This window comes from Nostoc sp. T09, assembly GCF_002154695.1.
Classification (GTDB): domain Bacteria; phylum Cyanobacteriota; class Cyanobacteriia; order Cyanobacteriales; family Nostocaceae; genus Aulosira.
In genome coordinates this window covers 36,111-59,578 of sequence record NZ_MTAV01000053.1, presented here as the reverse complement: position 1 = coordinate 59,578, position 23,468 = coordinate 36,111, and the positions used below count along the sequence as shown (strand labels likewise).

Sequence of the window (23,468 nt, the reverse complement as noted above, 5' to 3'; positions counted from 1 at the left end):
CGATTTTCCACAGTGAAGCAACTAACAGATGGTGCACTACAAGCTGATCGAAATTTTGGTAAGCAGTGGAGCGATCGCCTGTACGCTAGGCTTAACTACAGGTGTATTTGCACAGATTATCCCTGACAATAGTTTAGGAACTGAAAGCTCGATTGTTACCCCGAATATTCCAAAGCAAGGCGATCTGATAGACCGCATTGATGGTGGGGCAATTCGGGGTAGTAATCTGTTTCACAGTTTCCAAGATTTCAACATTGGTAATCTGCAACGAGTTTATTTTGCGAATCCTTCTGGAATTGAAAATATCCTGGGAAGAGTCACAGGAAATCAAGCCTCTAAGATTTTCGGTACGTTAGGGGTTTTAGGTAGTGCTAACCTATATTTGATTAATCCTAATGGCATTATTTTCGGACAAAATGCACGCCTAAATATCTCCGGTTCGTTTTTCGCTAGCACCAGCAACAGCCTGCGATTAGAGAACGGTGAAAAATTTAGTACCCAAAACCCACAAACGCCTTCCCTACTAACTATCAACCAGCCTTTGGGGTTAGATAGTTGGTTACCTCCTCAAAGTGCGTTCGCTGGAGGTGATGGCAAAGCCATCGCTAACTCTGGTAACTTATCTGTAGGGAAAGACTTGACTTTAGTTGGTCAAAATCTTGACTTACAAGGAAAGTTGCAAGCAGGTAATAATTTAACTCTGCAAGCTAGCGACACTGTAAAAGTGCGCGATAGCTTCAATAACCCGTTTATCGCCTCGGCTGGACAACAACTATTAGTCCAAGGCAATAAAATCGACATCTTTGCCTTAAATCATCCCGCTAGTGGCTTCTTTGCTGGTGAAAATATGCTGTTGCGTTCAGCTAATTCTATTGGTGGGAACGCGCAATTTTTTAGTAATGGTAATTTTCGCCTCGAACAAATGAATGGTAATGGCGGAGATTTAGCTAGCACCGATGACCCGATTATTCGGGCAAGTGGAGATGTGAGTTTTAATAGTTATACAGGGGCTTCTATCCATATTTTTGCAGGTGGCAGCGTTACAATTGACAGTTTAACTATTACCAGTCCCGACACCACAAACTTTATTAACGAAACAGTCACGCTTGCTGATGGCGTAACGGAAGTTCCTATTAATGGTAGTGTAAAACCTACTGTTGATATCAGAGCCGGAACAACCGTTTTCAACCCACCAGGAATTACAGGAAATTCATTTGTTTTTTCTTCTACTCCTAACATAAATGGCAATCCTAGCAGTGCTAATATCACCATCAATCAAATTATTAATCAGGGAGGGTTGGTTTTTTTAACCAATCAATATCAACCTAATCCTATTTTATCGGGTGATATTACTGTTAAATCTCTTTTGGGGACATTTGCTGGGGTTTCCGGCGGTGGTGACATTGTAATTGACTCAAGAGGAAAAATTATCACCCCCAACTTTATTGATGCTTCTGGTGTCGATTTTTCTACTTTCTCGTTTTCCAATCCCGGTGGAAATATCACACTGTTAGCTAAAGATGATATTTTCATGCCATCTGGATCTCAAATTTTCTCCTACGGTTCATCTGGGGGAAGCATTACCTTCAAGAGTCAAACAGCGATTATTCAAGAACCAGCGCCTCTAGGAGATTCATATATCGAAAGTGCCGCCTACGGTTCTAGTCAAGGTGGTGATGTGACACTTAATGCACCGTTGATTTCTCTAAGTAATTATGTACAAAGTAATTTGCGTCAAGGTGCAACAGGCCCAGGTGGGAAGTTAATCATTACCGCTAATACCTTAGAAGCAAACCAAGCAGAATTATCAAATATTACTCGTGGTGGTAATGCTGGTAATGTCATCGTTAATGCTGATGCAATTTATTTAAATAACTTTAGATTAGGAAGTCAAACCTTAAGCGCAGATGGTGGAAATGCTGGCGATGTCGAGATTAATACGAAGAACTTTTTAGCAACCAATGGTGGTCAGGTATTTTCGCAAACAGAAGGTTTAGGCAACGCTGGTAATATTACAGTTAATGCTGCGGATGCGATCGCCCTCACCGGAACCTCTGATATTGGGGCTTTTAGTGGTTTTAGTAGCATTGTCTTTCCTACCGCTCAAGGCAATGGTGGCATCATTAAAATTAAAACTGGCTCTCTATTGCTGCAACAGGGAGGGCAAATTCGAGCTACTACTGTAGGGCGTGGCAATGCAGGCAGAATTGAGGTAAATGCAGCAAAATCCATTGTGATGGATGGGGGAATTTTACTCTCAAACTCAAATCTTCCTCAACCAGTGGTGATTCCTAGCGGCATTATTAGTGAAGTTTTACCTGGTTCCCAGGGTCAAGGTAATGTAATTGACATCAAAACAAGGCAGCTTTCTGTCAAAAATGGTGCTGGTATCAGTGCTAGCACTATTGCTTCAGGTAATGCAGGTAATATTTTTATCAATGCTAGTGAATCAGTTGCCTTCGATGGTAATCCTGGTCAACCTTTTAAGCCTAGCGGTGCTTTTGTCAGCACTTTAGAGGGTGCAACAGGAAAAGGCGGAACGCTGCAAATTACGACACCCTTTTTATCTATTACCAATGGCGCAGAATTAGAAGCTTTGACTGAAGGTGGAGGAGATGCAGGCAATATAGTAGTCAAAGTGAAGGATAGAGTCTTCCTTTCAGGTACAAATACAGGTCTGTTGTCCAATACCACTCCAGGTTCTACTGGTAATGGTGGCAATATATTCATCGATCCTGAACTTGTTGAGATCAAGGATGGTGCAACCATTTCCGTTAATAGCCAAGGTGGTGGGATTGGTGGCAATATCGAGATTCAGGCAAACAAACTCACCCTAGACAACCAGTCTCTAATTTCTGCGGAAACAGCCAGCACTAATGGCGGTAATATTGCTCTAAATTTAAAAGATTTTTTATTGTTACGCCGTGGAAGTCGCATTTCTACAACGGCAGGGAATGCTGGCGCAGGTGGTGATGGCGGCAACATTAAAATAGACACAAATTTTATTGTTGCTGTGCCGACAGAAAATAGTGATATTACAGCCAACGCTTTCTTCGGTCGTGGTGGCAATGTCAATATTACAGCCATAGGTCTTTTTGGTACTCAGTTTCAACAGCAACTTACCTCTGGGAGCGATATTACAGCCAGTTCTCAGTTCGGCGTTTCGGGAACTGTATCGATTAATAATCCAGAAGTGAATCGCAGTGCGGGATTGCTAACATTACCAGAAAAACCGAACGATCCGCGCAATCGGGTAATTGCTAGTTGTGCCGCAACTGAAGGTAACTCGTTCACCATCACGGGAAGAGGTGGCTTACCAGCAGATCCGACCGCAACTATTCGCAGTCAAACTCTGTTGTCTGATATGCGAGATTTTACAACTACACAAAGTCGCAATCAAGCAAGTAATTTTTTGCCTCAACCAAGACAGTTAATTGTGGCAGCAACAGATTGGATAATTAATGCAAAAGGAGAAGTTGAATTAGTGGCATCTTTACCTCAAGAAAGCTCACCTCAGAAAAGTTTTAATTGTAAGCATTCATGAGCTTTTAATGTAGTTCATCTAGATTTTTTTGTTTCGCGCATACAGATAAAAGCTCACAGGAAAAGAAATATAAAGGCAATGCTTACCAAAACCCGGATATGGTGGGCAATGCCCACCCTACAGTACTAAATAATTTTCACAAATTATTTAGGATAGACATGGAAAAAAGAACTATGAATAACCATTATAAAATTATATATAAAGAAATATTGCTCCAACGTTTTGGTTTTCTCTTAAAAAGAAAATTACAGGTTTTATGGCTTTTTTTAATAAGCTTGATTTTGACTATACTATTAGTCAACAAAAGTATTCCTGCTGTTGCCAATCAATCCAGTTTACCAGAGTCGAATCGCATAGTTCAACAATTATCTGAGACTTCAGATTTATTACAACAAGGAAAAAATTACTATCAGAATGGGCAATATGCAGAAGCCGCTAAGGTATGGGAAAATACTTTAAATTATTATCAAGAGAAAAAAGAAGTTGTTAGCCAAGTTCAAGTGCTAAATTATTTAGCTACCGTATATAAAGATTTAGGTAAAACGCAACAATCTCAAACTACAATTGCAGAAAGTCTGAATTTATTAAAAACCTTTAAAAAACAGGATAATCAGAGTAACTTACTATTAGCTCAAGCATTAAATACCCAAGGAACAATCCAAATACTGCAAGGACAAACGGAAACTGCTATAGATACCTGGAAGCAAGCAGCAGCAATCTACGATCGCATTGGAGATAAAACAGGCAAACTCATCAGTCAAATTAATCAGGCACAAGGTTTGGAAACGTTAGGGCAATATCGCCGCGCCAAAACTCTGTTAGAAGAACTGGTTGCAGAACTGCAAAATCAACCTGATAGCTTACTGAAAGCTCAAGGATTAAGAAGTTTAGGGGTGGCGCTGCAAACTGTTGGTGATTTGCAGGAATCATATACAGCTCTAGAGAAAAGTTTGGTAATTAGTCAACAATTTAATTCTCGATCTGATGTGAGTGCAGTTTTGTTCAGTCTTGGTAATATCGCCAAGGATTTACAGAAATATGACGTTGCTTTGACAGATTACCAAAAAGCAGTTAGTTTATCTCCAGAACCACAAGCTAAATTAGAAGCCCAATTAAATCAGTTCAGCTTGTTAGTGAAACTGCAAAGATGGGAACCAGCACAGGCGCTAATTCCAGCAATTGAAACTAACTTCGCCCTACTTTCTCCCAGCCGTCCTGCTATTTATGCCAAGATAAATTTTGCAGAAAGTTTGATAGTAATAGAGCGTGCAAGAGATAACTTAAATGCTGCCAAAGCTGCCCAATTGTTAGCACAAGCCATCCAACAAGCTAGAGAAATCAAAGATCCCAGAGCCGAGGCTTACTCTCTCCAACAATTAGGTAAACTGTATCAACAAAATGGCCAGTTAACAGATGCCAAAAAACTGACACAGCAAGCACAAAAAATAGCTCAAGAAATGGATGCGGCTGATTTAGTGGCTCGGACTGCTGCACAGGCAGGCACAATTGCTCAAGAACAAGGAGATATTAAGAATGCGATCGCAGCTTATGAAATTGCCTTTAATTACTTACAATCCCTCCGCAGTGATTTAGTAGCCATTAATGCCGATGTTCAGTTTGATTTTAGAGAAAGTATCGAACCCATCTATCGAGATTATGTCAGCCTGTTGTTAGAAAAAGGTGACGATCAAAACAACCTCAAACAAGCACGTCAGGTAATAGAAGCTCTACAACTGGCTGAATTGGATAACTATTTTAAGGATGCTTGTGTAGATACCCATCCTGTAGCTATCGATCAAATCGACGTGCAAGCTGCTGTTATCTATCCGATTATTCTAAGCGATCGCCTGGAAGTCATCCTTTCAATTCCCAATCAACCCCTGCATCACTACAGTACCCAACTGTCAAAAAAGCAAGTTGAAGCTACCCTCAAACGCCTTTATTCTTATGTGTCCCGTGGTTATATCCGCGAAGAAAGTTTTCGACTGTCTCAAAAAGTTTATCAATGGCTGATTGCACCAGCGGAAGCGAAGCTCAACAGCAGTAAGGTGACAACTTTAGTATTTGTCTTAGATGGTTTCTTGCGCAACGTGCCAATGGCAGCACTTCACGATGGCGATCGCTACTTGCTAGAAAAATATAGTGTTGCTCTCAGTCCAGGTTTACGGCTATTTCCCCAAGGACTGGAACGCAAAAAACTAGGCGTGTTAGCGGCTGGATTAGCAGAAGCACGCCAAGGTTTCAGTTCCCTACCTGCGGTTACAGGAGAAATTAAAGAGGTAACGGCAAAAGTTGAAGCGAAAGTATTACTCAATCAAAAGTTTACTCGCGATAGCTTGAAAATAGCGCTTGATAATCAACCATTCCCCATAGTTCACCTTGCTACTCACGGTCAATTTAGTTCTAACCCTAAGGAAACTTTTTTGCTGACATGGAGCGATCGCATTTCCATTCTAGATTTTGATCGTTTATTCCAAAAAAGAAGGCTGGGAATTTTAGAACCAATTGAACTATTAGTAATGAGTGCCTGCCAAACAGCAGCAGGTGATAACCGCGCTACTTTAGGATTAGCTGGGTTTGCTTTGCGTTCTGGAGCCAAAAGTACTATTGCTAGCTTGTGGTCTGTGAACGACGAATCAACATCTAACTTAATGAAGGAATTTTATCAACAACTAAGTAACCCTAAACTCAGTAAAGCTGAGGCATTACGGCAGGCGCAACTAAAAATTAAGGCAAATCCTGCATACGAACATCCCTATTTTTGGGCTGCGTTCGTTCTGGTAGGCAATTGGTTATAGCAAAATTTGATGTTGCAGAGGCCTTATCGCCTACAGTCGTCATGAACTGCATACACTAGCACGCATGAAAATTTGCATTAGGCATTAGTAATTGCAATTCTTCCCTTATCCCCAGTTCCTAATTCTCTATTCCCTATTCCTTATTTTCCTAATCGCTTGCTATTTTTGTTATACCTCAGACTGCCGATGTAACCTTGGTAATTTTTTCTACGCTTTTGGGAAGATGAAGCTGTCTTTTAAGCTGAGTAGAAATTAATTAGAAACCTAAAAGAAGGAAAATTTATGGTTAGTACAGGAAACGGACAGTCTCAACAACCTATTAGCAACCTAGAGTACGATTTTGTCACTGTGTTGCATAATAAAGCAGAAGCAGTTAAAGCCTATGACATTTACATCCAAGATGCACAGGAAGCTAACTCCCAGCCCTGTGTAGAATTATTCCAAAAATTGCGGCAGTCTGATATTGAACAAGCACAAGAAATCCGTCACCATCTTCAACAAGTCTTGCAGCACGGTAAAATGTAACGCTATTGATTGAGACATAGCAAGCAGCAGGGAATCAGTTAGACTGATTCCCTGCTGCTTGCTGTAAGTAACCACGCAAAATTAATTACAGTCATTGCGAGCGAAGCGAAGCAATCCCAGCTCTTGCGATTGCTACCCTGCGGGAAGCCACTTCGTGTCTACATTTCGCTTCCCTTCGGGACGCTTCTCTACGAGAGGCTACGCCAACGCGAACGCTGCATACCCTTCGGGAACGTCTTCGACGAACGCAATGACTTTGTGTAATTAATTATGTTTAACTACTTACTTGTTCCACACTCAACCCCCAATCTAAAAACCGGGGTACAGCTTCTAAGTTAAATCGATGTTGACTTTCTTCCACGCCGTTGTGGTTGTTTTGGATCAAAAAATCTTTTAACTACTTTAAAAGTGGATAAAAATAGATTCCTCAGGGTCCCAATCAGCACCTTGACAAAACTCATCGACCCAAGAAGCTAGACTACGAGCATTAGTGTTAGGTGAGAGCTTAACCTTATGAGGAATATCAGGTAATTGTATTTTCAATGGTTTACTATTGCCGGGAACCTTGATAGCCACAGCAAGTGATTTTAAATTTGTTTCATATTGGGGAACCTCAGTAGCCATTGTAGTAGATGGCATAGTTGTGTTTTTACTAGGAATCTCAGGAGTAATTTCTGAAAGTGGTAAACTTGTGGGTTCGCTGGAAATTTCAGTAGTTATTGCTAGCGATCGCCCAGGTTGATGTTGAAGGATCATCTCGGAAGCAGGCTTTTCGACAAGTAGCGTTTTGGCTGAAGATTCGTAATTAACTTGGGTAGCTACTGCAACTGATGATACGGGTTGGCGATCGCGAACTACTCCATTAGTTACTGTAATCGATGGCACAGCTAGTTTTGAATATGCAAGCTCGGTAGCCGATTTTGCTGAATGCGGCGTCTCGAAAGCAATTTCGTTAGAATTAGTAGCTAATGACACAGCCTGAAATTGCTCATGAATTACTTCTGAAGATTGGCTATAAAAATCATTTGCAGCTATAACATGCTCTGTGGTAAATGAATCTAACTCTTCTTCAGGATTGAAGTTAAGACCCAAGGCGGCAACTATTTGGTCAGGATTATTATTTAGTTCGCTCAGAAAAGAAAGTATCTGATCAAACTGCGGTTCTAAAACAGACAGAGTAGCTAAGATAAAACCAGATGAAGGACGTCGCAGACCATCATAAGTACCCCAGACTCGTATTTTTACTAACCAGGGGCGATTTTGTTCGTAGTAACTCAGCCACTTCATTTTCACTGATTGACGTAGCTGCTGAATGTTCATTGGATGCCTCACTTCAGTCAACAAAGAGCGTAGACTTTATATATTTTGAAACAGCTTTATCCCTGGGGATGAAACCGATAATAAAGCATCTGCCTGACTCTTTGAGCACCTAATAAGTGTTGTTCTACCAGTAGAGGTACTTCGCTTGGTTGAACGCCGCTATACCAGACCATCTCTGGTAATACTAATACCATCGGTCCGTTGCCACATTGTCCCAAACAGCCACTAGCTGTAACCATCACACCAGGAACTGGTAAAGCAACAAAGGCTGCTAAAACACCTGCTGCACCTAGTTTTTTACAACTGCGGTTTTGACAGACTCGCACGCATCTAGGAGAAGTATTTGGGTCTGTGGTTGGTGAGTGTGATGGTTGAGTGGTGTTTGACATTTTTTTACGAACCGCAGAGGCGCTGAGGACACAAAGAAGAGGACAGGGAAGTAGGAGGAGCAGAGGAGATAACTATTGACTATTGACCCTTGCCTTTTAACAAATGACAAAGGACCAATGACTAATGACAATTGACTAATCTACTGAAAGTCCTTTGGAAGTTAACCATTCTTGGTTGAATATCCGCGACTGATACCGGGAACCACTATCACATAAAATGGTAGCGATAGTATGTCCTGGGCCTAACTGCTTCGCTAGGGCAACAGCTGCACCAACATTAATGCCTGTTGAACCGCCCATTAACAATCCGTCTTTTCTCAGCAGTTGATAAACTACTCGCAAAGCTTCTTTGTCATCTATTTGGATAGCATCATCAGCTGGTGCGCCTTCCATATTCGCTGTGATGCGACTATTACCAATACCTTCGGTGATGGAATTGCCTTCTATCTTGATTTCCCCAGTTTTGATGTAGCTGTAAAGTCCACTACCAAGGGGGTCCGCAACAACACATTTAATCGCTGGATTCTTTTCTTTTAAGTAGAGTGCTACACCAGCAAATGTACCACCAGTCCCAGTTGCAGCTACCCAACCATCGACTTTACCATTGGTTTGCGTCCAAATTTCTGGACCTGTAGTTTCGTAATGAGCGTGGCGGTTAGCTAAATTATCAAACTGATTCGCCCAAATAGCGTTATCTAATTCAGCAGCTATTCTGCCAGATAGCCTGACGTAGTTGTTGGGGTCTTTGTAGGGTACAGCGGGAACAGGACGAACTTCTGCGCCCAAAGTTGTTAGGGCGTCTATTTTTTCTTGGGACTGAGTATCAGGAATGATAATTAGGCATTTGTAGCCTTTGGCATTACAAATATGCGCCAAGCCAATGCCAGTATTACCAGCTGTGCCTTCAACTACTGTACCACCTGGTTTGAGTAAGCCCTTTTTCTCTGCATCTTCAATAATGTAAAGTGCAGCGCGGTCTTTGACGGAACCACCGGGATTGAGAAATTCTGCTTTACCTAAAATTTCGCACCCCGTTTCTTCACTAAAGCTGTTTAAGCGAATTAGAGGTGTATTGCCAACGGTGCCGAGGAAGCCATTTTTGATATCCATTTTACCTGTACCTAAGTTCTTCTCTATAAAAATTTTGGCTTATAGTGGTGGCAATATTGATGGATTTTGTTAAGTGCGATCGCATTAATATAGTGATGACTCCGATATTCTAGATCGCGCCCTGATTACCAAACTTTACTCATATTCAGAACGAATCCAGGCATAACTGGATCACCGCTGACAGTCGCGGGATTTTCCAAACATACTTCTGGCATACCAAGACGATAAATATAGACTTTTCGCTCTTTACGGTCAATCAGCCAACCTAACTGTACTCCTGATTCCCTCATGTATTCTGCCATTTTTTCTTGCAAAGGTTTGAGGTTCACAGAAGGCGACTATAGTTCCAACACAAAATCTGGATGGATACCCCCAGGCTTCTAACCTGAGGGGGTTTTTTAAAGACTACTTTCAATCAACTGGCGGTACTCACTCTTTTGCTTCACACCTTTGAGTTCCTTCAACAGTTCCTGATTTTTGAACAATTGAATTGTTGGTGTTCCTGTCACACCAGCATTTTCAGCTATCTCTCTGTCTTTGTCGATGTCAATTTCTACAAAGTGAATTTTGCCATCAAATTCATCGACTACTTTATTTAGTATTGGCTTGAGGGTATGACAAGGACCACAGCCAGGAGAAACGTATTTCACCAGAAGTACGCGATCGCTTTCGTGGAATAGTTTCCGCAAAGCATAACCACCTTCATGGCGCGTGGCATTCAAATTAAATTCGGCTTCTTGCTCAGCTTCGGTTTTCTTCGTTGCTGGCTGATGTTCTAATTCATTAACTGCTGTTTCTGGCTGTTGATGGAATTCCTGAATCAAACCATTAGACGACAACCAGCGTTCTGCCAACATCGCCGCCATACAACCAGTACCCGCAGCCGTAATTGCCTGCCGAAATTCATGATCTTGCACATCGCCTGCGGCAAAAACTCCTTCGACACTGGTTTCTACAGAACCATGCTTAGTAGCAACGTAACCCACCTCATCGAGTTCCAGTTGTCCTTTGAACAGAGAAGTATTAGGAGTGTGACCAACGGCGTAGAACAGTCCTCTAGCATGTAATTTGCTTTCTTCACCAGTTTTAGTATTACGGATTTTCACCCCATCCATGTGGCCGTTACCAAAGATATCTACGGCTTCTGTGTTCCAATGTACTTGGATTTTGGGGTTGCTCAAAACCCTGTCTTGCATGGCTTTAGAAGCCCGCATTTTATCAGAGCGTACCAGCAGATTCACTTTAGAACCGTATTTAGTTAGATATATTGACTCTTCTGCTGCTGAGTCACCAGCACCAATTACAGCCAGTTCCGCACCGTGGAAAATTGGTGTCGCACCATCGCAAATCGCACAAGCAGAAATTCCGCGACTCCAAAATTCATGCTCGCTGGGTAAACCCAAACGCTTTGCTGTTGCACCTGTGGCAATAATAATGCTGTTAGCTTTAACTTCTCTTTCTTCTGAGCGAACAGTAAAAGGACGTTGACTCAAATCAACTGATATCACATCCTCTGTATATAATTCAGCCCCCCAGCGCTCTGCCTGTGCCTTCATCCTATCCATCAGTTCCGGCCCAGTAATGCCTTGGGGAAACCCTGGAAAGTTTTCTACTTCCGTCGTTGTCATTAGTTGTCCGCCAGGTAATCCCCCAGCTTGGAAGCCTTCAAATACAACGGGCTTCAAGTTAGCTCGCCCTGCATATATGGCCGCTGTGTATCCTGCTGGCCCAGAACCGATGATTACCAAGTTTTCTACTGTCGGGTTGGTCATAACAGTTATACAAACTCATAACGACTACGTTTAATATAGTATAACAAACTGCGATTGGCTATGCCATGCCTTAGGCGATCGCAATTGGGGAAAAATGGGGACATTGTTGGCGATGTCTACGACAAGCCGCTCCGCGTCTACGCAGCTAGCCATCTGTTGTGCGAACAGTACCTATGATATATACAAGAGTATTTTCTGTAATCTTATGTCTTTCACCATTACAGATTTAGAGCAATTACAAACCGAGCATCCAGAATGGCAGATGGAGCTGGTAGAAGGAAATATTATACTTATGGGGCCATCAGATTACGAGTCAGAGGAAATCGCTACTCGCTTGAGTACCTTCTTAAATATCTGGGTGATGTCGCGCAAGTTAGGGCGTGTGACTGGTTCTAGCGCCGGGTTTATTTTGCCTCAGATAGAAGAAGACTCTGAAAAAAGAGACCTGCGTGCGCCTGACGTTTCTTTTGTCAGAGCTGACCGGCTCAAGAAGACCAAGCGCGACTTTGTAGAGTTAGTTCCAGACTTGATGGTTGAGGTCAAATCAAAAACAGACAAAATTCAACCACTGGAAGAGAAAATTCAGCTATTCCTTAAACTTGGGTCTACAGTCGGGATATTGATTGACCCTGACAAATTGACAGTAACAGTTTACCGACTTAACCAAGCTCCAGTGGTATTGCAGAATGGAGACACACTCACGTTACTAGATTTGCTGCCAGGCTGGGAGTTGGCTGTATCAGAACTTTGGCCACCTGAGTTTGATTGATACTCCCACATCGTAATTGAGAATTTAGCCCTTGGCCAACACCAGGGGTTTATTTATGTGCGTCTTGGATGCGAGCATTGTAGATTGTGCAAACCGATCGCTCTACTTTCCTATAACCGCCGTTTGAGGATGAAAACCTAGCGAAAAAAATTTTTGCCACTAGTGATATGAAACTGAACGGAGGTGGGTAAGTTCTTTTTAGAACAAACAACCCACCCCACCCCAGGGAAAACACTTATGAAAACCGAACTAAAAGCTAAGTTTATCCAACACATTCTCGGCAAAAAGCAAGAAAACGAAGGTTTCACACTGATTGAATTGTTGGTAGTAATTATCATCATCGGTATTTTGTCAGCTATTGCACTACCTTCTTTCTTGAACCAAGCAAACAAAGCGAAGCAGTCGGAAGCTAAAACCTACGTAGGTTCCATGAACCGCGCTCAGCAAGCTTATTACTTAGAACAGAACCAATTTGCAGCTCAAGCTGATTTTGGTAAATTAGGTCTTGGTATTGCCACACAAACCACAAATTACAAGTATGCAATTTCTGGTGGTGGTGCTAGTAACGCCAGCCAAGTGACCAACCAAGCAGCAACAGTACTTGCCAATGCTCCTCTCAAATCTTATATAGGTAATGTGGGTGTAACAACGCAAGCTTCTACCAGTGAAGCCACCACCATCGCTACTTTATGTGAAGCTACTCAAGCTAGAGTTAACGGCGGTTCAGATGTAGTTGCCTATAATGCTAGTGGCAATTTCGACAGCACCACTAATTCACCCTCTTGCGCTAGTAACTTCGTCTCTTTGAAATAAGTTAAGCAGTGACTTACTACGTGAAAATATTGTTTGTCTAAGCAACTTCATAGCCAAGTTAATTTCTCATGTAGTTTGTCTTGAACTAAATTAGGTATTTTTTAAAGTGGGTAGATGCTTCTATCCACTTTATTTCCATTATGTGAGTAGTTCACAATTATATTTCCCATACAATCTTCTTAGAGCATTACCATGATTACTGATATATATAATTGGCAAAATCAAGCTGAAAAATACTTCATTCAAGAAAAATATCTGCAAGCAGCACAGTTATATGAACAAGCAATAGCAATAGAACCAAATACTATTACTTACTATTGGCATTTAGGATTACTACTGCTATTACAAGGGCAAGAATCAGAAGCTCAAATGACGTGGATGCTGCCAATGACGGAGGCAGATGAAGAGCAGTTAGAAATTTGGACAAATGAACTATTTCAATTTTTGCAAATAGAAGCTGAAAGACGCGAAAAATTGGGAGAATATTCCATAGCTTGGTTAATTCGCCAGCATATGCGGGAAGTTAATCCTGTTGATCTCAATAATTTACTCCACATTTTGCAACTTTGCCTCAAACTCGAAAAATTTGAAGAGATTAAGGACTTGCATGAGTGGGGAATAATCGAAATTTTAAATGAGCCAGAAAGTGCAAATATTAATGCCGAATTATTAATCCAAGTTTTAAAAAAACTTTTAGATATTGCTCCTTTACATCCAATCAATTTGAATTTAGTAGAAGCTTGTTTACCTTACTTCTCTGATACTTATCAATGCTTTTGCTTAATCCTGACTACGGCCATGACAATCGGTCATACTTTGCGGCAGCCTCTACTAGCAGCAGAGCTTCTTAAATTGCATTTACAAATAGAACCAGAGAATGTAGAGATTTTACGACATTTAGCAGTTTTTTATCAAGACGCTCGTAATTATTCTCAGGGTATAGAAACAGCTAAGTTATGTTATTCATTATCAGAAGGTTTAGCCGATAAAATTTTTGCCCTACATTTGCTGTTAAGAGGGCTAATGTCAGCAGGTGGATATTGGCAAGAGATATGTGAAACTTGCCAAGAATTGGAAGCTGTATTTCAACAGTTTATCCAAGCCCAACCAATTCATTTAGAAGAGGGCAGAATACTACGGTTGCTGACGCCATCCTTCGCGATACCTCACATTAAAGATAATCCTGCTAGTTTCCGGAAAATTCAGAATCAAATTGCTAAAATTTTTAACAATGATGTTCAAGATTATGCTAAATCACAAGGGAAAAAATCTTATTGTAAAAATGTACATAGTCGAGATTTAAACCATTCCACTAAAAAATTAAAAATTGGTTATGTATCCTACGCTTTAAGAAATCATTCAGTTGGTTGGCTAGCCCGCTGGTTATTTCAGCATCATGATAGAGATAAATTTGATATTCATACTTATTTTGTTAACTATCAATTAGTCAATGATTTTCTTCAAGATTGGTATGTACAGCAGGGAGGAAATGCCCATAAATTAGGCATGAATGGCTTGGAAATTGCTGAACAAATATATCAAGATGAAATCGATATTTTAATTGATCTTGATAGCATTACTCTAGATATTACTAGTGAAGTGATGGCACTCAAGCCTGCACCTATCCAAGTGACTTGGTTAGGTTGGGATGCATCAGGCATACCTGCAATTGATTACTTTATTGCAGACCCCTATGTATTACCAGATGATGCACAAGATTACTACACAGAGAAAATCTGGCGCTTACCTGAAACTTACATAGCAGTAGATGGCTTTGAAGTGGGTGTACCAACTCTTCGTCGAGAAGACTTAAATATCCCTGGAGATGCTGTTGTGTATCTAAGCGCACAGAGAGGATATAAACGCCATCCAGAAACAACTAGATGGCAAATGCAAATTATCAAACAAGTACCTAATAGCTACTTTTTGATTAAGGGGCTTTCTGAAGAAGGAACAATTAAACGCTTCTTTTATCAAATCGCTGAAGAGGAAGGTGTGGATATCTCTCAGTTACGATTTTTACCGCAAGTCTCTCTAGAGTCAGTTCACCGTGCCAACTTGGGTATTGCTGATATTGTATTAGATACATTTCCTTACAACGGAGCAACAACAACGTTAGAAACATTGTGGATGGGTATCCCTTTAGTGACGAGAGTGGGTGAACAATTTGCCGCGCGTAATAGCTACACCATGATGATCAATGCTGGTATCACCGAAGGTATAGCTTGGACAGATGAAGAGTATATAGAATGGGGTGTACGCTTGGGTACAGACGCTTCTTTAAGACAGCAGATTTCTTGGCAATTACGTCAGTCTAGGCACACTGCACCGCTATGGAATGGTAAGCAGTTTACTCTTGAGATGGAGAAGGCTTACGAACAGATGTGGCAAAAGTATCTGGAAGAAAAATAAGTAAAAATATCCTTAGCCTTGGCGAATGGAGTTCGCAGCTATACAGACAAAATCCGCCTACGCGGGTTTAAAATTCCTCAAGTCCGCGCAGGCGGACTTCGTTTGTGTAGCCGCGATTTCTAATCGTCAGGTATATTTGCTAATCCTACACAGGTATAACCTCTGATTGGAAGATGCTCAAGCTATCTAATTCACAGACTGGTAGCTTTTCTGCTTTCACTTGTGCGATCGCCTGTTTATTATCTATTGCCAAAGCAATTCGAGTTTGAATTTTAGGCAAAAGAGTTTGCCATTGAATATCACTTATATGACCCAACAGAGAAATTTCTGGCCCCTCAGTTATATCTACATCCTCTTCCATGAGCAAATTCATGGTCAAAGACGATAAAAGCATATCCGCTTCCTCTTCAGAAATATTGTGAGTATCTATTAAGAGAGTTATCTGACTTTTATCTGGGTGCGTAGTGAGAGCAGAAATTACACTGGCTAAATCTTGATATAGTAGGTCTTCTGGTTGTGACCAGTCAGGAAAAATAATCAGGTTAGTCTCATTTAAGGGCAAATTTTGACTTAGATTATCTGCAAGATAATTGCTGAATAGCTCTTGGAATAGGCTTCCTATTTTAGCTGAGTAGGAGCGACTATCAAGAAAACTAGGATTACCCTGCATTTTTTCTTTGATTTGAGCGCTCTTTTGCTGGCATAATTCAGGGTTAGTGCCAAGTGTGATCGCTAACTTAATATAATCCATCTCGTTGTTTGTTATTAAGTCAAACATTTGGATTTCTCGTAAGTAAGCAGCCCCATGCCTTGCTCGAAGAGCATCACCTTCTAAAACTACCGTTGTTAATCCTACCTCTAAAGCATCTACAAGAGAATGACCACCTGAATGTCGGTAGGAATCTAAATACACATCAGCTAGCTTTAAAACTTCTTTAACATCAGCGCGACTAGGTAGTGCATCTAGAACAATGAGACGGCTTTTGTCAACATCGTACTTAGCCAAAATCGCATACATGTGGTTGAGGAAAGAGTTAGCCGGATACGAATTGCTCCAGCTAGGAGCAAATGGATATAAAACAAGAATTGAATCAGGTACAGCAGCAAGAATTTTTACCCAGGTTTCTCTCAGTTCTGGAATTATTTTGTAGAAATTAGCACCCGAAATGAATACAATAGTTTTTTCAGTTGCACCCCAACTTTCTCGATGGGGTTTAATTGTGGGAGTTTCTAGTTCAGAAGGGTAATCAAAACAGTAACCTACTCCATCAAGAGTTACTAACTTTTCTCTATAATGCTTTTGTCCACCTGATACAGGTTCTGACAAACTACCAGAGATAAAATAGTCAATGTTTCGTATGCCTGTTGTTGCGGGGCAAGAGCCAAAGGTCAACTGTAGCCTTGCTAGTCGATGCAAGGCAAGTAATGTAATCTGATTTGTGACTAATGTAACGTTTGTTGCAATTAAGAGAAGATCGAGATCTCCATTACGAATCGTTTGTACCTGACTTTGTAGGTCTGAAGGTAGGATAACTAAAGCATCTACATGGCCTGCACAATAGCGTTCTAAACGACTATTATTGGCACTTACGGTGTAGAGAATAATTTCAAACCTATTCCAATCTAGATGTTTGTACGCTGGCAGTGTGTGAAAGGTTTCTGTACCCAGTTGAAAATGAGCAGCAAGAACTCCTAGACGCATTTTTTTCCGTTCTGGCGATCTTTCTGGAAAGTCGTAGTCAATTTCATAGCCTTGAGTTTTCAAGGCATATTCCATAATCTCAGCGCGTTTGATATAAATCTCTTTTAAATTTTCTGTAGTGAAATATAGAGGGCTAAAGTTGGCAGCTTGAAGGAAAAATTTCGCTACATACTGCCATAATACTGATTCTGGATTACTAAATATATTTTCTTGTAAGTAATCTAGCCATTGTTGTAAATAGCGATAGTAATTATTTACTTCGCCCTTTTCTTGAAATAGGCGCGGAAATTCAAAGATAAATTTCAGATAATCAGCTAGCAACCATTGAGGAATATAAGTTAGGTCATATTGCAGTGGTAGTTGGTCAGCACGGCAGTACAACATTCCTACTAACAGGTATTGGATAGCTTTTGGTGAACCAAAACCGTTAGCAATATGAGCTGATAGTGTATTAACATAATTCTGCTCGTCCTCGGTCAGAGCCTCATGTTTAATACCGCTATTTACCAATGTTTGATGTGCATTACCTAAATATGAAGAGTAATCAACAATCAATTGTTCAGCAGGTATAGTGAGTAATTTTTCTGCAAGTCTCTGGCGAGCTTGGCAGAGGTTAGCTATTGCTGAGTGGCTGCTTAGTTTTTGCTGATACTGATTAACGCAGCTATTTATTTGAAATAAAAGCTCTTCTAATTCATTGCTGAATTCATTTGACTTTTTAATCAACCCAAATGAAAGCAACAGATTTTCTGATTCTTTAATTATTGTTGGGTTAAAAATCTCAGAATTGTAGGCAACGATTAAGGCAAACTTATTATGATGTTGGTTAAAAGCTCGATTTCCCGTCGAATCAATACTTCTGCGGTAATATATTACTATTTCTTTTGTAGCATAGAAGTTGATTTTATGTTTTAAGCAATTCAGCCAAAATTCCCAATCCTCATAACCAATTAAAGCAACATCCTCTTTGTAACCATTAACTAAATCCCACACTTTTTTTGAATAAAGTGAAGAGTTATGAAGCATATTAAATCGCTTCATATTTTCTTTAGAGAACAAGTCAGCGCTGATAATAAGTTTATTTTCTACACCAAACATTTGGTAGGAACCAAATGCCACACAAGGAGAATCTTGATTTAATGCCACACTTAGCAGATTCTCAATCCCTGTTGAGCTTAACTTATCATCAGCATCCAATGAAAGTATATATTCACCATTAGATACTCTGATACCAGCATTTCTAGCACTAGCAGGCCCACCGTTTGCTTTCTCTACAAGTCGTATCTTTTTATTAAAATAAGTTGATATCAACTGTCGCGCGACTTCGCTAGTATTATCTTTACTCCCATCATTGACAATAATTATTTCCCAGTTATCGTATGTCTGAGCAATGACACTTGCTACTGTTTCTGGTAAAAACTGAGCTAGGTTGTAACAGGCAATAATCACAGATACCAGTGGCATATTTGACAAAGCAGGTAGAACTTCATTTCTTAGCGGCAAGAGTGCGCGTTCTACTACTTCTACTGTGTTTGCCAGCATCAGTTCTTCTCTAAACATTGCTTCTGCACGTTGCTTGCCAGCTTGACCTCGTTTGTCACGATATTCTGGGTTGATAGTCCAAGCTTGAATTGTATTCACTAATTCTTGAACAGTAGCTTGGCGATCAATTTTAGGATCGGGTAACAATTTACCTGTATCACCCAACTCTTCGGGAATACCACTTACTGCGGTTGCAATGATCGGTAATCCTTTTGCCATTGCTTCCATAATGGATAATGGCATTCCTTCTAATTCTGAAGGCAAAACAAAAATATCAACAGCATCAAGCCAATCTGTAATATCAGAACGTTCTCCAATTAACTTGACTTGTTTAGTTACTCCAAGCTGCTCTAGTTCAACTTTTAATTGGGTTTCCAAAGTCCCAGTACCAGCCCAAATAAAGTAAAGTTGAGACCAAATTGCACTTTGCTTGAGTTGTTGAATTGCTTCTAGTTGATACTGAAAACCTTTGACAGGCTCCAAACGAGCAGCTGTAAAGCAAACTATAGCATCGGCAGGTATTTCTAAATCTTGACGCAGGCGATCGCGAACAGATGGTCTAGGAGGAATAAAGTAATGTTTTGGTCGCCCGTTATAAATCACTTGTCCTTTGTCTTTTGGAAGTCTGAAGAGCTGGTGTAATAAATTCAAATTCTCGGTTGACACAGCAATAACTGCTCCCGCTTGAGCATAAATTTGCTCTAATTCTTCCAAGTATGAGTCAAATCGCTCTGCTAAATAGGTGGCAACAAATCCCTCGACCATAATGTATGGTATCCCCATCTCATTAGCAACTTTTTTAGCAGCTAGATTTGAGAAGGGACAGCAATCACTAAAAATTACAAGGTCAGGCTTAACACTAGCTAAAATCTTTTGAGCATCCGATACACTCGTTAACGTTCGTGCAAATTCTTGAAGAGTATTGTAGTCAAGCCACAAATGTTGAATGCCCAATTGCTGCCGCTGTTTAATAAACTGATTAGATACTTGGCTCTGTACACAAGTTACCTTATAGCCTAATCTCGCTAATTCACAAAGAACTATGTGGTTGTATTGCCCAACCCCATAAATGCTTGGATCGTCTGTATATAGTAGGATATGTTGATTTTGATTCATTGAACCATCAGTATCTAATTGTTCTGATGGTAAATAATTAGATTTATGAGATTGATTTTCTGGCTGAACATCTTGATTCAACTCAGTATCTAACTGGTGAACAATTAATATTGGCAGTTCTACCCTGTGGATAGCTGGCTGCTTGAGAAGACTAAACATAGTTGCAGCAGCTTCACTCAAAGTAGATACAGACTTAACAGATTTCAAAAGCTGTAACAAGAAATCCTTGCGAATTAATCCAAAACAAAGCAGGTTTTGAGGGAATGTTAATAATGGTAAAATCTGAATAGCTTCTGAATAAGTTTTTGCGGGTACACGTTCAGTAAAAATTTGTTGAGTGATTCTCTTAGAAGATGCAATCCAAGCTCCACATATAACTCCAGAAATTTGTTGATTTTCCTCAGCCAACAGTATATCTAAAGCCGATGAGAGGAAAGACTCATCATACTGAATATAATCATTCGTAATTAGAACATATTCTTCTTCCACAAAGGAAATAACATTAATAATTGAGTCTATGATACTTTGGTAGTCATGCTCATCTAAATTATTACAATCATAAACAATCAGATTTTGATGCCGAGATTGATTTTTCCATGCTTGTAAAAGCTGGTTGTCAGTCTTTTGAATGTTTGTATAATTGAGATGAATGATAGCTACTGAGGGTTGGGCAGAGCAATCGTCACTTTCTAAAGTTTGAGACTTAATTTTTTGACGATATTCTTCTATCTCTTGCAACTCGCTGTTAAAGAAATTCAACTCCTCAAAATTTGAGTTATTTTTACGCTCAGCGGTTGGTAAATCGTAGATAGAACTGTTATGTATGATTCTATTGCAAATTCTATCTAAAGCTGGATCAATACCAGGCTTCAATTCATCTAACGTTTTAATCCTTATATCAGGATAATGATAGTCTTTTATACCAATTGAGTGAAACTTAGTAGAAAACTTAAAGAAATAAGCATTGGTGAAGCGATACAACCTGATCAAGTCCTTGACAGTTGGCTGAGAAGGTACAGAAAGTAGCCTATCAACTAATTCTTCCAAAGATTTTTTACTGGTGTCTTGAAAAGCATGTCGTACTGCTCCCCGATATGGAGATAGTTCAAATGTTGCTGTTGGTACACCTCTAGCTACTGCCTCAAGTGCTACAGTGCTAAAGAAAGCGATCGCTGCATCGGAATGCCATAAAATTGCATATGAAGTTAACTGTTCATAGGGCATGACAATCCGCACATTTTTAGGAGCAGAAAGTACTTGCTGATAAGCTCTTGACAAAAATTCATATGCTACAGCATGTGGGAATGTCTTACTTCCTATACCTGCAATAAAGGGATGATGACGAATTACTAAATATTCATCTCTATCTCTAAATATTTCCATCAAGCTTTCAATCATATCTAGTTGGCTTGTAATGGACTTATAATCATCAGACATTGCAAGCTCATCTTCGCTTGAGGTGAAAACAGTAATTATTTTTGCGTTTAATGGTATTCTTAATTGCTGACGAATTTTCGTATGATTTGAATTGAAATCATAAAAAGATGGCCAACTAAGATTCTGACCATTTTCCCGCTCAATGAAATAATTTTTTAATTGGAAAATTTCTTGCTTATTTAGAGTAATATCTTCCCAGCTTCTCACACAATCAAGTGGGGTCTTAGGGCTTAAACAATTAGAATTATCAAAGAAACAAAAACTATCAGCAATAAATCCCCTTTCATGGGTGATAACATCAATTTGTCGCCGCCTCGCTACCTCAAATGCTACGCTGTAAGGTGCAAAGCGAGCATTGAATAAAAATAAATTTGTTGGATTATAAGTATCTAGTAATCTGGAAATAGCCTTATAAGTTATTAATCCATCAATTAAATATTGTTTGTGAACTTTTCTAACCTCAGGTCTAGAAAGTTCTCTATCAGAAGATATTCTGAAATACGTATAAATAGATGAGGTCACCCATTTACCAATTGGTAAGTCAAAATAGACAGCATTTTTATAATCTTGTTGTTCAAGATTTTCTACCCATTGATTAGCAATCTTGTAGTCATTTTCAGTGATAGAATCACGCAACTGTAGATAAGGTAAATTAAAAGATGAACCCAAAAACTGTTTACTAGTTTGTGAACAAGCTTGACAAGCATCAGCGTATTGATAACCAACCTGAGTTGCGAGATGTGCAAGATTGCAATTTTTATACACTCCATCACAACCAACTACAAAAATCTCACAATTCCGCAACCTCAATGCTGAAGCAACCACTGCATCGACTTGACTATGAACTGACCACCATGCATAGGGCGCAAAAAACATAATTTTTTTGAGTTCAGTCATTGCTCTAATCCTTTGTTTACAATTTTCAATAATGGACGCTAAATATTGACTCTGTTAGCAGGGTAAGTAAAGGAATTATACTTAATAAATAGCTTATTCCTTGTGTTAATTTCTTGGTCTGATTTACTGATACGCTAAAAATAATTCTAAATAATTAAAATTATTAAACCTTACTTCTTCATTGAGAATTAATGGAATTACAGTCATAATGTCACCCGCTATAATTTACGTAGATTTTTTAAGTAAAAGCGCAAGGAATTTTTACTCAAGGAGAAGTTCCCACTCTAAAGGAGTGCCTTTTTTTAAGTTTTTGGTTACTTTTTTGCCTAATAAAACTTCATAATATTTAGGTGGTAAGCCAAATCCTGGACGTATCGCTCTCAAATTTTCCGGTGTCAAAACACCCCCAGCTTTTATATCTTGTGAAATGTAGAGCGATCGCTTAAATTTTAATGATGCTTTCTCAGCTTCTGTCGGGCCGTAATTTATATTACCCAGTGCTTGCCAAGCTCTTTCAGTTTCCACAACCAGCTGCTGCATTTCTTCTGGTTCCATTGAAAAAGCGGAATCAACGCCACCATCAGCCCGACGGAGGGTAAAGTGTTTCTCAATAAATGTCGCCCCTAAAGCAACACTCGCAACAGCAACACCAATCCCCATCGAGTGATCTGATAACCCCACCTGTACATTGAACAAATCGCGCAGATGAGGAATAGTCAACAAGTTGCTATCTTTTGGTGTCGCTGGATAAGTACTTGTGCATTTGAGTAGTATTAAATCCTGACAACCCCATTCGCGCGCCGTTCGCACTGTTTCGTCTAACTCTGAAATTGTCGCCATACCAGTAGAGATAATCATCGGTTTACCAGTACTGGCAACTTTCCGAATTAGAGGTAAATCAGTATTTTCAAAAGAAGCAATTTTATAACAAGGCACATTTAGGGATTCAAGAAAATCTACAGCGCTAGCATCAAAGGGAGTACTAAACCCGATGATTCCCCATTCCTTGCAGCGGTCAAAAATCGGTTTATGCCATTCCCAAGGAGTATAAGCCTGTTGGTAAAGCTGATACAGGGATTGACCATGCCAAAGACTATTGAGAGCATCAATATAAAAATCACCCTCATTGATATCCAAGGTCATAGTATCTGCTGTATAAGTCTGAAGTTTAAGGGCATGTGCCCCAGTTTTAGCAACTGCGTCAACTATTCGTAAAGCTACTTCTAATGATTGATTATGATTGCCAGACATTTCAGCAACCACAAATGGCAGATGGTTAGCACCTATTTTTTTACCTGCAATATTAATTTCTCTCATTTGAT

General features: G+C 39.9%; 12 protein-coding genes and 1 pseudogene. 6 read left to right on the top strand and 7 right to left on the bottom strand.

The features are described 5' to 3' along the window. Nucleotides 1-28: 28 nt before the first annotated feature. The 3 genes from BV372_RS12990 to BV372_RS12980 all read left to right on the top strand — a co-directional run bounded on the left by BV372_RS12990 (nucleotide 29) and on the right by BV372_RS12980 (nucleotide 6,867). Complete coding sequence (locus tag BV372_RS12990; protein WP_086686920.1) at nucleotides 29-3,544, top strand: filamentous hemagglutinin N-terminal domain-containing protein; 3,516 nt, start codon at nucleotides 29-31, stop codon at nucleotides 3,542-3,544. A gap of 281 nt (nucleotides 3,545-3,825) precedes the next feature. After that, complete coding sequence (locus BV372_RS12985; protein ID WP_218776712.1) at nucleotides 3,826-6,342, top strand: CHAT domain-containing protein; 2,517 nt, start codon at nucleotides 3,826-3,828, stop codon at nucleotides 6,340-6,342. A 282-nt stretch (nucleotides 6,343-6,624) separates the two neighbouring features. After that, nucleotides 6,625-6,867 (top strand): hypothetical protein, encoded by a 243-nt coding sequence (locus tag BV372_RS12980; protein ID WP_086686918.1) that lies wholly within the window; start codon nucleotides 6,625-6,627, stop codon nucleotides 6,865-6,867. 402 nt (nucleotides 6,868-7,269) lie between these two features. Here BV372_RS12980 and BV372_RS12975 read toward each other — a convergent pair whose 3' ends face one another. The 5 genes and pseudogenes from BV372_RS12975 to trxB all read right to left on the bottom strand — a co-directional run bounded on the left by BV372_RS12975 (nucleotide 7,270) and on the right by trxB (nucleotide 11,458). After that, nucleotides 7,270-8,187 carry a DUF5331 domain-containing protein gene (locus tag BV372_RS12975; RefSeq protein ID WP_086686917.1) on the bottom strand — a complete coding sequence of 306 codons (918 nt, stop codon included), beginning with the start codon at nucleotides 8,185-8,187 and terminating at the stop codon, nucleotides 7,270-7,272. Nucleotides 8,188-8,243: 56 nt separating this feature from the next. Further along, nucleotides 8,244-8,576 (bottom strand): ferredoxin, encoded by a 333-nt coding sequence (locus BV372_RS12970; protein WP_086686916.1) that lies wholly within the window; start codon nucleotides 8,574-8,576, stop codon nucleotides 8,244-8,246. A gap of 135 nt (nucleotides 8,577-8,711) precedes the next feature. Next, nucleotides 8,712-9,686, bottom strand: a complete 975-nt coding sequence (locus BV372_RS12965; RefSeq protein ID WP_086686915.1) for a cysteine synthase A — start codon at nucleotides 9,684-9,686, stop codon at nucleotides 8,712-8,714. A gap of 125 nt (nucleotides 9,687-9,811) precedes the next feature. Continuing rightward, nucleotides 9,812-10,054: pseudogene (locus BV372_RS12960) on the bottom strand (Uma2 family endonuclease); the annotation flags it as partial. Between the two features lie 30 nt (nucleotides 10,055-10,084). Next, complete coding sequence (gene trxB, locus BV372_RS12955; RefSeq protein ID WP_086686914.1) at nucleotides 10,085-11,458, bottom strand: thioredoxin-disulfide reductase; 1,374 nt, start codon at nucleotides 11,456-11,458, stop codon at nucleotides 10,085-10,087. Nucleotides 11,459-11,663: 205 nt separating this feature from the next. Here trxB and BV372_RS12950 point away from each other — a divergent pair, with 205 nt between their 5' ends. The 3 genes from BV372_RS12950 to BV372_RS12940 all read left to right on the top strand — a co-directional run bounded on the left by BV372_RS12950 (nucleotide 11,664) and on the right by BV372_RS12940 (nucleotide 15,452). After that, complete coding sequence (locus BV372_RS12950) at nucleotides 11,664-12,227, top strand: Uma2 family endonuclease (RefSeq protein WP_086686913.1); 564 nt, start codon at nucleotides 11,664-11,666, stop codon at nucleotides 12,225-12,227. 237 nt (nucleotides 12,228-12,464) lie between these two features. Further along, on the top strand, nucleotides 12,465-13,040 hold the full coding sequence (locus BV372_RS12945) for a type IV pilin-like G/H family protein (protein ID WP_086686912.1): 576 nt from the start codon (nucleotides 12,465-12,467) through the stop codon (nucleotides 13,038-13,040). A gap of 192 nt (nucleotides 13,041-13,232) precedes the next feature. Next, entirely contained in the window at nucleotides 13,233-15,452 is a 2,220-nt protein-coding gene (locus BV372_RS12940) for a tetratricopeptide repeat protein (protein WP_086686911.1), read from the top strand. Between the two features lie 145 nt (nucleotides 15,453-15,597). On the opposite strand, the gene BV372_RS12935 is transcribed toward BV372_RS12940, so the two are convergent. Both BV372_RS12935 and pseI read right to left on the bottom strand, forming a co-directional pair. After that, nucleotides 15,598-22,146, bottom strand: a complete 6,549-nt coding sequence (locus BV372_RS12935; RefSeq protein WP_086686910.1) for a glycosyltransferase — start codon at nucleotides 22,144-22,146, stop codon at nucleotides 15,598-15,600. Nucleotides 22,147-22,407: 261 nt separating this feature from the next. Beyond that, the gene (gene pseI, locus BV372_RS12930; RefSeq protein ID WP_086686909.1) at nucleotides 22,408-23,463 is read right to left on the bottom strand and encodes a pseudaminic acid synthase; all 1,056 of its coding nucleotides are present in this window, start codon (nucleotides 23,461-23,463) and stop codon (nucleotides 22,408-22,410) included. Nucleotides 23,464-23,468 lie beyond the last annotated feature (5 nt).